Source organism: Nocardia sp. NPDC056000 (assembly GCF_042269265.1).
Taxonomy (GTDB): domain Bacteria; phylum Actinomycetota; class Actinomycetes; order Mycobacteriales; family Mycobacteriaceae; genus Nocardia.
On sequence record NZ_JBHJXS010000002.1, the window covers coordinates 440,734 to 454,642 of the forward strand.

The following is a 13,909-nucleotide window of genomic DNA, read 5'->3' on the forward strand; positions in this document are numbered from 1 at the left end:
GGCCCGCGCACCCCCGACGCTTGTCGGCGCGCGGAAGCTTTGGGGAACTGGATAGGTCGGAACAATTCAATGATTCGGGTGGGCGGGGAACAGCGCAGCGATTTTCGGCTGGAGCTGGCATGACCCATACGCTTCGCACACGGCCCAGCCGACATCGGCGGTCGCGCACGACCACTCTCCCGCAGCTCATCACCGCGGCCGTGGAGATGAACCCGCACGGGACGGCGCTGGTATTCGGCGCGGCCGAGCAGACGTACGCGCAGCTCAGCTATGCCGAGCTCGATGAGCGTTCGAACCGGCTGGCGCGCTTGCTGATCGACCGCGGCGTGGGACCGGAAAGCCTGGTCGCGATCGCCATTCCGCGATCGGTGCAGGCGGTGATCGCGATCTGGGCGGTCGCGAAGGCCGGTGCGGGATTCGTGCCGGTGGATCCGAACTATCCGGCCGATCGGGTGCTGCACATGGTCCGCGATTCGCGCGCGGTGCTCGGGCTGACGATCGCCGAGAAGCGCGCGGCGCTGCCGGATTCGGTGCGCTGGCTGGCCCTGGACGATCCCGAATTCGCCGATCGGGCGCACGGTTTCCCGGCCGATATGGTGATCAACTCCGATCGAGTCCGGCCGCTTCGGGGGGAGCATCCGGCCTATGCGATCTACACCTCGGGGTCCACCGGCCTGCCCAAGGGCGTGGTGGTGACGCACGCCGGACTGGCGGGACTCTGCGCCGAACAGCGCGAACGATTCGGCCTCACGCCGGAATCGCGGGTGCTGCAGGTGGCTTCGCCGTCCTTCGACGCCTCGGTGTTCGAACTGCTGATGGCCATCGGATCGGCGGCCACACTGGTGGTGGCCGCGCCGGAGGTCTACGGCGGCGATGATCTCGGCGCGCTACTGGCGCGCGAGGCGGTGAGCCATGCGGTGATCACGCCGTCGGTGCTGGCCTCGATCGATCCGAGCGGGCTCGATGAGCTGCGCGTGGTGCTGGCCGCCGGTGAGGCGTGCCCGCCGGAACTGGTGCGGCGCTGGGCGGCTCCGATCGCGGACGGACAGCGGCGGCTGCTGAACGGCTACGGCCCCACCGAAACCACCATTTGGTCCAATTGCGCCGAGTTGCTGCCGGATCGGCCGGTGACCATCGGTGCGGCCATTCGGGGCGCGTCCGTGCATGTGCTCGATGAGCGATTGCGCGAAGTCGCGCCGGGGGAGCCCGGTGAGCTGTACGTAGCCGGAGCGTTGCTGGCACGCGGATACCTGCGCCGTCCGGAGCTGACGGCCGCGCGGTTCGTGGCCAATCCGTTCGAGGGCGGCGGGTCGCGGCTGTACCGCACCGGGGACCTGGTGCGGTGGGACGCCGATGGCGAACTGGAGTATCTGGGGCGCAATGACTTCCAGGTGAAGATTCGCGGCCTGCGGATCGAGCTGGAGGAGATCGACGCGGTGCTCGCCGAGCATCCGGACGTCGATTTCGCGGTTACCTTGGGGCATGAATTGCCCAGCGGGGCAACGGTTCTGGTGTCCTACGCGCACGGCCCCGCGCTCACTGCCGGACAGGCGGACGAGCTGACCGTGCTGGCCGAGAGCCGGTTGCCCGCGCATATGGTGCCGGGCGCCATCACGGTGCTGGACCGGATTCCGCTGACACCGGTGGGCAAACTGGATCGGGCGGCGCTGCCGCCGCCGGTATTCGAGGCGAACGCGTATCGCGCGCCGGAGACCGCCGTGCAGCGGACCATCGCCGAGGTGCTGGCGCAGGTGCTGCCGGTGGCGCGGGTCGGCCTGGACGACGATTTCTTCGCTCTCGGTCTGGACAGCATCACCTCCATTCAGATCGTGTCTCGGGCGCGGGCGCTCGGTGTGCTCTTCAAGGCCAAGGATCTGTTCGCCGCGCGCACGATCGCGGCGCTGTCCGAAATCGCCACCGTCGCAGCGGAATCCGCGGCGGTGCCGGAGCCGGTGACCGGACCGCTGGTGCGGCTCGGCGCGGGTGAGCTGGAACGACTACGGCAGCGGTATCCGACCATGTCGGATGTCTGGCCGCTGACACCGTTGCAGTCGGGCATGCTGTTCCACGCGCAACTGGCCGAATCGTCGGTGGACGCGTACATGACGCAGTTCAGCGTGGATCTCGGCGGCGCGATCGATATCGAGCGACTGCACACCGTCGCGCAGGCGCTGCTGGACCGGCATGTGAATCTGCGCGTGGTCTTCGCCGAGGACGCGAACCGGGAGCCGATCCAGGTAGTACTCGACGACGTCGAAGTGCCCTGGCGCTACTTGGATCTCGGCGACAGCGAGCCGTACGAGCCCAGTGCCAAGACCGATTGGATGATGGCCGCCGATCTGGCCGGGCATTTCGATATGACGGCCGGGCCGCTACTGCGGTTCACGCTGGTGCGCACCGGACCCGAGCGGTTCCGGGTGTGGGTCACCAGCCATCACATTCTGCTGGACGGCTGGTCGATGCCGCTGCTCATGCAGGATATGTTCGCGCTCTACGCGTTCGGCGGGGATACCGGGGAGCTGCCGCCGCCGCGCTCCTATCGCGACTATCTGGCCTGGCTGGCGGCGCAGGATCAGGAGGCCGCACGGGCCGCCTGGCGGGCGGCGCTGGCGGGCTTCGACGAGCCGACGCCGCTGGCGGCCGTCGATCGATCGCGCGAGATCACCTCGGGCATAGGCGAACTCGGATTCGAGCTGGAGGCCGAGGAAACCGCCGCGCTGGCGCGGGTCGCCGCCGAGGCCGGGGTCACGGTGAACACCATCGTGCAGGCCGCCTGGGGTTTGCTGATCGGGCGGACCACCGATCGCGACGATGTGGTGTTCGGTGCGACCGTCTCGGGTCGCCCGCCGCAGTTGACCGGTATCGAAACCATGGTCGGACTGTTCCTCAACGCCATTCCGGTCCGTGTGCGGCTGGCCGCCGGGGACACCCTCATCGAGGTGCTGCGCCGGTTGCAGGACGAACAGGCCGCACTGCTGGATCACCACTACCTGGCGCTCGGCGAGATTCAGGAAATCGCCGGTGTCGACGGGATCTTCGATTCGCTCATTGTCTTCGCATCCTTCCCGGTCGACGCCGAGGCGCTGGACGCCGCCGCCCGGCCCATCGACGAGGTGGGACTGCTCGGCACCGAGGCGGCCAATGGCACGCACTATCCGATCACCGTCATGGTGACACCGGGCAGTGCGCTGCGGGTGAATCTCAAATATCTGCGGGATCTGTTCGACGAGAACGAGATCCGGGTGCTGGCGCAGCGCTTCGCACTGCTGCTGGAGCGATTCGGGACCGTGCCGCGGGTGCGGGTCGCCGAGGTGGACGCGCTCATCGATCGGGAGCGGGCCGCCCTCGACGCGGTCAATGCCACCGAAGTGGCTGAGCTGCTGGATGATTCGACGCTGCTGACGCTGTTCGACGCGCAGGCCGCGCGGACCCCCGACGCCATCGCGGTGATATTCGAGCAAACCACATTGACGTATACCGAGCTGGATGCACGTTCACGGCGGCTGGCCCGGGAGCTGGCGCTGCGCGGGGTGGGGCCGGAATCGCGGGTGGCCGTTGCCATGCGGCGCGGTATCGACCTGGTGGTGGCGATCTACGCGGTGCTGCGCGCCGGTGGCGCGTATGTGCCCGTCGATCCGGATCATCCGGCCGAGCGCAATGAGTACGTGCTCGCGAGCGCGGCACCGGTGTGTGTGCTGACCCGCACCGAGGACGGGTTCGAAACCGCTTCCGGGGTACCGCTTTTCCTGGTGGACGCGCTGGCCGGTGCGAGTGCGATCGAGTACTTCGGCAGTGCGCCGGTGCGACCGGACAACGCGGCCTACGTGATCTACACCTCCGGATCGACCGGTCGTCCCAAGGGCGTGGTGATCACGCATCGGCAGATGGCGAACCAGTTCCGCTGGGCGCAGCGGAACTATCCGCACGGTGCCGGGGACGTGGTGCTGCACAAGACGCCCATCACCTTCGACATCTCCACGTGGGAGTTGTTCTGGCCGTTGCAGACCGGTGCCGCGGTGGTCATCGCCGCACCGGACGGGCATCGGGATCCGGCGTACATCGCCCGGACGATTCGTGAATACGGCGTCACCTCGGTGCATTTCGTGCCGTCCATGCTGGAGGCCTACCTCGATGGTCCCGCCGCCGAGCAGGCATCGCTGCGCTGGGTGTTCGCCGCCGGTGAAGCGCTGTCCGCGCAGACCGCGCGCAATTTCGCGAGTGCGCTGCCGGGTACCGAACTCGTCAACTGGTACGGCCCGGCGGAAGCCACCGTGGTCACCGCGTTCCATGCCGAAGATGTTGCGGGCGTTGCCGTTCCGATCGGTGCTCCGGTCGCGAACACCCGCGTGCACGTGCTGGATCGGCAGTTGCGGCCGGTGCCGTTCGGCGCGGCCGGTGAGCTGTACGTGGCCGGGGTGCAGTTGGCGCGCGGCTACGCGGGTGCGCCGGGACTCACCGCGGAGCGGTTCGTCGCACATGACGGCGGGCAGCGGCTGTATCGCACCGGTGATGTGGTGCGGTGGATCGTGGACCCGGCCGTGGACGGGCATGCGCTGGAGTACCTGGGGCGCAGTGATTTCCAGGTGAAGCTGCGCGGACAGCGCATCGAACTCGGCGAGATCGAGACGGTGCTGCTGGGGTATCCCGGCGTGCATCGCGCCGCTGTCGCGCTGGTGCGCGGAGCCACCGGTGATCGACTGGTCGCCTACATTGTGCTGGAAGACGCTGCCGCGGTGGCGGATTCGGAATTGCTCGCACATGTGCGGGGCACGCTGCCGTCGTACATGGTGCCGTCGGCGGTGGTGCGGTTGGCCGCCATGCCGCTCAATGCCAGCGGCAAGCTGGATCGTAAGGCGCTGCCGGAGCCCGAGTTCCAGGGTCGCGCGTATCGTGCGCCCGGCTCTCGCGCCGAACGCGCGGTGGCGGAGGTGTTCTCCACCGTGCTGGGAACGCCGACCGTCGGCGCGGATGACGACTTCTTCGAGCTCGGCGGCAATTCGCTCAGCGCCACGCAGGTGGTGGCGCGGCTCGGCGGAGCGCTGGGCGCACGGGTGCCGCTGCGCGCGCTGTTCGATGCGCCGACCGTCGCCGGTCTGGCGGAATTGATTGCCGCACAGGGTGATTCGTCGTACGCGCCATTGCGCCCGATGGAGCGGCCGGACTCGATTCCGCTGTCGTACGCGCAGCAGCGCATGTGGTTCCTGAACCGCTTCGACACCGCCGCGGGCACCTACAACCTGCCCTCGGCGCTGCGCATCACCGGACCGCTGGATGTCACGGCCCTGCGCGCGGCGGTCCGGGATCTGGTGCAGCGGCACGAAGTGCTGCGGACCGTGTATCCCGAATACGACGGCGTCGGGCATCAGGTGGTGCTCGATGTCGATGATCCCGAGGCCGTGCCCGCCATTCCGATGGTGGACGTGCGCGCGGAGACCGTGGTGGCGGCCGTGGCCGAGACCGCGATGGCGGGTTTCGATGTGACGATCGCGCCGCCGCTGCGAGTGCGCCTGCTGCGCTTGGGAACCGACGATCACGTGCTGGTGTGCGTGGTGCACCACATCGCGGGCGACGGCTTCTCGGCCGGACCGCTGACCCGGGATCTGATGACGGCGTATCTGAGCCGGATTCAGGGGTACGCGCCGGAATGGACGCCGCTGGCGGTGCAGTACGCCGATTACGCGCTGTGGCAGCGCGAAATCCTCGGCGACGAACACGATTCCGGATCGCTGCTGGCCCGGCAGCTGGAGTTCTGGCGCAATGGCCTGGCCGGATTGCCGGATCAGCTGGAGTTGCCCGCCGATCGGCCCCGGCCCGCCGTGGCGAGCAGCGCGGGCGGCCTGGTGACCTTCGAGATCGACGCCGACGTGCACGCCGGTCTGCATCGAATGACGCAGGAGCGCAACGCGACCCTGTTCATGGTGTTGCACGCGGCGCTCGCCGTGCTCCTGGCCCGGCTCTCGGGTACCCGAGATATCGCCATCGGCGCGCCGATCGCGGGCCGTGGCGCGGCCGAATTGGACGATCTGATCGGCATGTTCGTCAATACGCTGGTGCTGCGTGCCGACGTGGACCCGGCCGCCGGATTCGCCGAATTGCTCGCGGCGGTGCGGCGGACCGATCTGGCGGCCTTCGAGCACGCCGACGTGCCGTTCGAACGGATTGTGGAACTGCTGGATCCGCCGCGCTCTCAGGCCCGGCATCCGCTGTTCCAGGTCTCGCTCACCTTGCAGAATCTGGCGCGGGCGGAACTGTCGCTGCCGGGGATGTCGGTGGCGGCGGTCGAAATGGATCTGCCGGTCACCAAGTTCGACCTCGACCTGACCCTGGTGGAGGTGGTCGAAGGCGGAGTGCCGCAGGGGATTTCGGCCTCGTTCAGCTATGCCACGTATCTGTTCGACGCCGTGACGGTGCGCATGTTCGCGCGGCGGTTCACCCGGCTGCTGGCGGCCGTGACCCGGACGCCGGAGCTGCCGGTGGGTGAGCTGCCGATGCTCGACGACGGCGAATACGAGTGGCTGACACGGAGTTCCGAGGCGGCCGCGGGCTCCTCGGCCCTGCTGCCGGACCTGCTGACCAAGGGTGTGGCGCTGGGCCGGGACCGGATCGCGGTGCGCTCGGCGGGACAGTCGTACACCTACGGTGAACTGGACGATTATTCGTCGCGCCTGGCGCGCGTGCTGATCGCGCGCGGGGTCGGACCGGAAGCCGTTGTGGCACTTGCCATGAGCCGATCATACGACATGATCGCCGCGGTCTGGGCGGTGGCGAAGTCGGGTGCCGCCTATGTGCCGGTGGATCCGGGCTATCCGATCGACCGCATCCGGCATATGGTCACCGATTCCGGTGCGGTGGTCGGCTTCACGCTCGGTGAGTTCGCGGCCGAGCTACCCGGGGATCTGGACTGGCTGGCCCTGGACGATCCCGCGGTGGTGGCCGAGTACGCGGCGGAATCGGCCGCGCCGGTCACCGATGCGGACCGGGTCGCGGCACTGCGGCCGGGGCATATCGCCTATCTGATCTACACCTCGGGTTCGACGGGTCTGCCCAAGGGCGTCAGCGTCACCCACGCCGGTCTCGGCGCGTTCGTCGAGCACGGTGTCGACCTCTGCGGTGTGACGGCGGAACACCGCTTCCTGCACGTCTGCTCACCGAGTTTCGACCAGTCCGTGGAGGAGTGGCTGTACCCCTTCTCCACCGGGGCGACGCTGGTCATCGTGCCGCCGGGTGTGCTGGGCGGTGCGGAGCTGAGCGAACTGCTGCGCGTCGAACGGGTCACGCACATCATGGTGACGCCGGGCATGCTGGGCACCATCGATCCGATCGGACTCGACGATCTGGTGCTGGTCGGCACCGGCGGCGAGTCGACCAGTGCGGAACTGATCGCGAAGTGGTCGAGCGGCCGCCGGTACCTGAACAGCTACGGGCCGACCGAGGTCACCATCGGCTCGTCGTACGTGGAACTCGACGCCGACAGCCGAATCACCATCGGCGCACCGATTCCCGGTATTTCCGCGCTGGTGCTGGACGAGCGCCTGCGGCCGGTGCCGCCGGGTGTCGCGGGTGAGCTCTACCTCGCCGGTGCGGCACTGGCGCGCGGCTATCGCGGGCGGGCGGGACTCACGAGTGAGCGTTTCGTGGCCTGCCCGTGGGGCGGCCCGGGGACGCGGATGTACCGCAGCGGTGATCTGGTGCGCTGGGTGCCGGTCGGCGACGGCTGGGAACTGGAGTACCTGGGGCGCACCGATTTCCAGGTGAAGATTCGCGGCTACCGGATCGAACTCGGCGAGATCGACGCGGTGCTCGGCGGACATGACGATGTCGATTTCGCGGTCACGCTCGGACGGCAGAATGCCGCGGGCGCAACGATATTGGTTGCATATGTGCTCGCGCGCTCGGTCGACGAGGCCGGACTGCGCGAGTACGCGAGCCGGTATCTGCCCGCGCATATGGTGCCGTCGGCGATCGTGCTGCTCGATGAGATTCCGCTGACGCCGGTCGGCAAACTCGATCGCGCGGCGCTGCCGGAACCCGAGCTGGGACAGCGCGAATACCGTGCGCCCGCAACACCTCTCGAAGAGACGGTGGCCGGGGTGTTCGCCGAACTGCTCGGCGTGGCACAGGTCGGCCGCGATGACGACTTCTTCGAGCTGGGCGGCAATTCCCTGATCGCCACCCAGCTGGTGGCGCGGCTCGGCGCGGCCCTGGACACCCGGGTTCCGGTGCGCGCGGTCTTCGAGACCACCACGGTACTGACGCTGGCCGCGTTCCTGGCGACCCAGGAAGGCGTCGGCGGGCGGATTCCGCTGGTCGCGCAGGAGCGGCCGGAACTGATTCCGCTCTCACTGGCACAGCAGCGCATGTGGTTCGTGAATCAGCTCGATACCGCCAATTCGGCGTACAACGTGCCTGCCGCACTGCGGTTGCACGGTGAACTCGACACCGGCGCGCTGGCGCTGGCCGTGCGCGATGTGGTGGCGCGGCACGAATCGCTGCGCACGGTGTATCCGGAGGCGGACGGTATCGCCCACCAGGTGGTGCTGCCCGCCGAACAGGCCGCACCGGATCTGGAGCCGGAGCTGGTCGATCCGGCCGCCCTGCTGGCGCGGGTGACCGCCGAGCTGACCACCGGATTCGACGTCACCTCCGAAGTTCCGTTGCGGGCCAAGTTGTTCCGCGTCGATTCGGTCTCCCGCGAACCCGAGCACGTGGTGCTGTTCGTGGCGCATCACATCAGCGCGGACGGCTGGTCCATGGGGCCGCTGGCCCGCGATGTGATGACCGCGTACCTCGCCCGGACACAGGGGCACGCGCCGCTGTGGCAGCCGCTGCCGGTGCAGTACATCGATTACACGCTGTGGCAGCGCGCGGTACTGGGCACCGAAGCCGATCCGGACAGCCTGATCTCGGCGCAGGGCGACTATTGGCGGCGCACCCTCGCCGGACTGCCGGACGAGCTGAATCTGCCCGCGGATCGGCCCCGGCCGCCGCGCCAGTCGTTCGCGGGCGGGCAGGTGATGTTCCGCATCGACGCCGATCTGCAACAGCGGCTGCGGGCGCTGGCGCGGGCCCGGCACGCGACGCCGTTCATGGTGGTGCACACCGCGCTGGCGATCTTCCTGGCTCGTATGAGCGGGACCGAGGATATCGCCATCGGCACCCCGGTGGCCGGTCGCGGCGCGGCCGAGCTGGACGACATGATCGGAATGTTCGTCAACACACTGGTTTTGCGCACCCAGGTCTCCGGGCGGCTGAGCTTCGCCGAACTGCTCGCGCAGACCAAGGAAACCGATCTGGCGGCGTTCGCGCACGCGGACGTGCCGTTCGAGCGGCTGGTGGAACTGCTCAATCCGGAGCGCTCACAGGCCCGCAATCCGCTGTTCCAGGTGCTGCTGGCCTTCGAGAATTTGCAGGACAGCACCTTCGAACTACCCGGATTGCGCATCGGCGCACTGGATTCCGGCGTCGAGACCTCGCAGTTCGACCTCTCGCTGACCGTGCGGGAGAGCTCGGACGATTCCGGGATGGACGCGGTATTCACCTATGCGCGTGACCTTTTCGATCGCGATACGGTGCAGGAGTTCGCGCGGCGCTTCGTGCGACTGCTCGACGCCGTCACGCACGGCGGCGATACCGCGGTCGGGGATCTGCCGCTGCTGAGCGGAACCGAGTACGAACTGCTCACGCACGTCCACGATGACGAGGTGACCGCGACGGCGCTGCTGCCGGATCTGTTCACCGCGGGCGTGGCACTGGGGCGCGAGCGCACCGCCATTCGCTATCGCGGTCATTCGATCAGCTACGGCGAACTCGACGATTACACCTCGCAATTGGCGCGGGTGCTGATCGAACGCGGCGTCGGCCCGGAACAGCTGGTCGCGGTGGCCTTCCCGCGCTCGTTCGAGATGGTGGCGGCGGTGCTGGCCATCGCCAAGGCCGGTGGTGCGCACGTACCCGTCGATCCGGCCTATCCGGCGGACCGGGTGCGGCATATGATCACCGATTCCGGTGTGGTGCTGGGCATTACAGGTTTCGCGCAGCTCGACGGACTGCCCGGCGAGGTGGAGTGGCTCTGCCTCGACGACGCGGCGGTGGACGGGCGCTGCCTGGCGCAGTCCGCGGAACCGGTGACCGATCTGGATCGGCGCACGCCGCTGCGCCTGCGGCATCCGGCGTACGTCATCTACACCTCCGGTTCCACCGGTATGCCCAAGGGCGTCACCGTGACTCATGCCGGACTGGGCGGGCTCGCCGAGTACACGGCCGAACGCTACGGTGTGCGGCCGGGCGACCGGTCGCTGCACAATTGCTCGCCGAGTTTCGATCCCTCGGTGCTGGAATGGGTTTCGGCGTTCTCCACCGGCGCGACCCTGGTGATCGCGCCGTCGGAGATCATGGGCGGTCCCGAACTCGCCGAGCTGATCCGGGCCGAGGACGTCGATCACGCGGTGTTCACCCCGGCGGTGCTCGGCACCCTGGATCCGGCCGATCTGGACGGGCTGCGCACCATGTGCGTCGGCGGTGAGGTGACAACGCCTGAGCTACAGGAGAAATGGGCGTCCGGACGCGTCTATCACAATGCGTTCGGGCCGACCGAGGCCACCATTATCGCCACCTATTCGCAATTGCGGCCGGGGCGGCAGATCACCATCGGCACACCGGTGCACGGGATGTCGGCGCTGGTGCTGGACGCGCGGCTGAACCCGGTGCCGCCGGGGGTAGCGGGTGAGCTGTATCTGGCCGGTGGCGCGCTCGCGCGCGGGTACCGCAATCGCAGTGCGCTCACCTCGGAGCGCTTCGTCGCCAATCCCTGGGGCAAGCCGGGTGCGCGCATGTACCGCACCGGCGATGTGGTCCGCTGGTACGCGGATCCCGCCGATCAGCATGGGGCGCAGCCGAAGTGGGAACTCGACTATGTCGGGCGCACCGACTTCCAGGTCAAGATCCGCGGCTTCCGTATCGAACTCGGTGAGATCGACGCGGTCATCGGACGGCACGAGGATGTCGAGTTCGTGGTCACCCTGGGCCGCGAGAACGCCGCCGGGGCAACGGTTCTGGTCTCCTATGTGCTCGGCGTGCCCGGCAGTTCGCCCAAACCGCGGGAACTGACCGAGTTCGCCGCGGCCAGCCTGCCCGCGCATATGGTCCCCGCGGCCATCGTGGTGCTGGACGAGCTTCCGCTCACCCCGGTCGGCAAGCTCGACCGCAAGGCGCTGCCGGAACCCGAACTGGCACAGCGGGAATACCGCGCGCCCGTCACCGCGCTCGAGGAGTCCGTCGCCGCCGTCTTCGCCGAGGTGCTCGGCGTGGAACGGGCCGGGCGCGATGACGACTTCTTCTCGCTCGGCGGCACCTCGCTGCTGGCCAGCCAGGTGGTGAGCCGGTTGCGCAAGGTGACCGGCGCGCAGGTCATGGTCGCGTGGTTCTTCACCGATCCGACCGTCGCGGGACTGGGCGCGCGGATCGCCGCGGAATTCGACGGCGGCGATGCCAGTGCGGCCGATACCGCGCTCGGCGTGGTGCTGCCGATTCGCGGCACCGGTACCCGGACGCCGCTGTTCTGCGCCCCGCCCATGGCCGGAATGTCCTGGTGCTATGCGGGATTGGCGCAGTACCTGCCCGAGGATCAGCCGATTCTCGGACTGCAGTCACCGGCGCTCACCGAGCTCGGCTACTGGCCGGAATCGCTGACCGAGGTGGCGCGGCGATACGTGCGCGAGATGCGCGAGATCCAGCCGCACGGGCCGTACCGGGTGCTCGGATATTCGCTGGGAGGCAACCTGGCGCAGGCCATCGCCACCGAACTGTGGGCGCAGGGGGAGCGGACCGATGTGCTCGCCATCCTCGACGCGTACCCGGATGCGGATATGTCGGACTTCCGGGACGCGCTGCGGGACGAATTCGTCGCGCTCGGCGTGACGGACTTCCCGGAAGGCGATCTGCAGGAGCTCGGCGATGACGCGCTGCGCGCCCTGCAGGCCGCGATTCCACCCGATCTCGCGGTGCTGACGCTGGAGCGGATTCGCCGGATCTACAGCGGCGCGGTGCGCACCATCGAACTCGGATCCGCCTATCAGCCCGCCTATTTCGACGGCGATATCGAACTGTTCCGCGCGGAGTTCCGGGGACCGGGCGAGACGGTCTACGGGCCGGGGCACTGGCGGCCGTTCACCGGTGGCGCGGTCACCGATCGGCCGGTGCCGGTCACCCATCAGCTGATGGTCGGCACCGAGGCTTTCGCGATCATCGGGCCGGAGCTGGCGGCCCTCATCGATGCCGCCGATCGGGGTCCCGCACCCGCGCCCGCACCGGAACCGCTGCCGATCGAGGACGAGGTCTCGGACTGGGCCATCACCCAGGTGCTTCCCGTGGTCACCTCGCTACCGGGCTTCCAGGGCGATCCGACCGCGACCACGGTGCTGCCGGTCTTCGCACCGGAACCGCCGCAGGCCCCACTGGCCAGCGCCATCGCCGAGCGGCGCACCGCGACCAGCACGGTGTCACCGCTGCCCGCGGGTGCGATGGGCCTGCTCGAGGTGGAGCCGACCGGATTGCATGTGCGGGCCATCGCCCTCGATATCGCGGAGGGCGTCTCGGGTTCGCGGGTGCGGCGCTCGGTCGCGAGCCTGCGCGAACGGCATCCGGCGCTGTGGGCGCGACTGCGCTTCGACGGGGACACCCCGCTGCTGGATATCCCGTTGCGGTCCAATCCCTCGGACGCGGCGGTCTGGCGGGTCGATCCGGCGGTGCAGGCGGTCGGCGATCCGATCGGGGCCGTGGTGCACGCGGCCGCAGCCGAACTGGACCCCGAACAGGGCCGCAATATTCGGTTCGTCCTGCTCGAGGGCCCGGCACCGGACGCACCCGTGGATCCGGATACGGGTGAGCAGCCGGTGGCCGTGCTCATCGTGGTCGCCAACGGCCTGGTGGTCGATGACGCCTCGTGGCGCATCATCATCGACGATCTCACCGATTCCTGGTCGGGCGGGCACGCCGGCGGTGGCGGTGCACCGGGCACCGATCCCGCCGAGTTCGCGCACGATGCCGCGGACCGGGCGGGCGAACCGGCGACGGTCGCCGAATTGTCCTGGTGGCGTGCGGCATTGGCGGCGATACCGGCCGGGCTCGCACCCGACCGGGTGGCCGACGAGTCACGCGGGCGGGTATCGGTGCAGATCACCGGTGCGGGCGCGACCGCGGTGGACGCGGTGGCCCGGCAGTACGGGGCCACGCTCGAAGAGGTCCTGCTCACGGCGTTCGCGGTCGCGCTCTGGGATGACGCGGGCGCTTCGGCGCGCGCCACGCTCGGTTCGGTGGTGCGACTGGTCGCCGATCCGCGGACGCCCGGCGATCCGGTGGTCGGCGCGTTCAGCACCGGCTACCCGTTCGTGCCCGCGCTGACCGGGGTGGATTTCGATCAGGTGCGCCGCGGCGGACCGGCCGCCGGATACGCCATCGCGCAATTGCGGGACAGCGTGCGGGCGGTCCCCTCCCACGGTGTGGGATTCGGTCTGCTGCGGCAGCAGAATCCGGCCGCGGCCGCGGTGCTCACCGGACTTCCGCAGGGCCGCATCGGTTTCCGCTATCGCGATCTGCGTCCGGCCCGGGTGCTGCCCGAACCGGTCGCCGATGACCTCTACCTCGATATCACCGTCGACACCAGCGCTGATGGGCTGCTGGCCCGCTTCGACTTCGCGGGCGCGGTGCTCGAACTCGATCAGGTCAAGGGCCTTGTCGAGGGGTGGGTACAGGCTTTGGGCGGGCTCGCCGAGCATGGAGAGGGGATCCATCCGTAGCATTGCCTGCTTACCACCCCGTTTCGACGTGGACACCTGTCTTCGGTGTGCCGGAAGGTACCCTGACGACGCGGTGCCCGCGTCGAGGCGCAGGTCGTGACCACTCCCTCTGTCGT

At 68.9% G+C, this 13,909-nt stretch carries 1 protein-coding gene; it reads left to right on the top strand.

Annotated features, from left to right (window positions below):
- Nucleotides 1–119 precede the first annotated feature (119 nt).
- Complete coding sequence (locus tag ACFC4D_RS07010) at nucleotides 120–13,793, top strand: amino acid adenylation domain-containing protein (protein WP_376062075.1); 13,674 nt, start codon at nucleotides 120–122, stop codon at nucleotides 13,791–13,793.
- The last annotated feature ends 116 nt before the right edge of the window (nucleotides 13,794–13,909 follow it).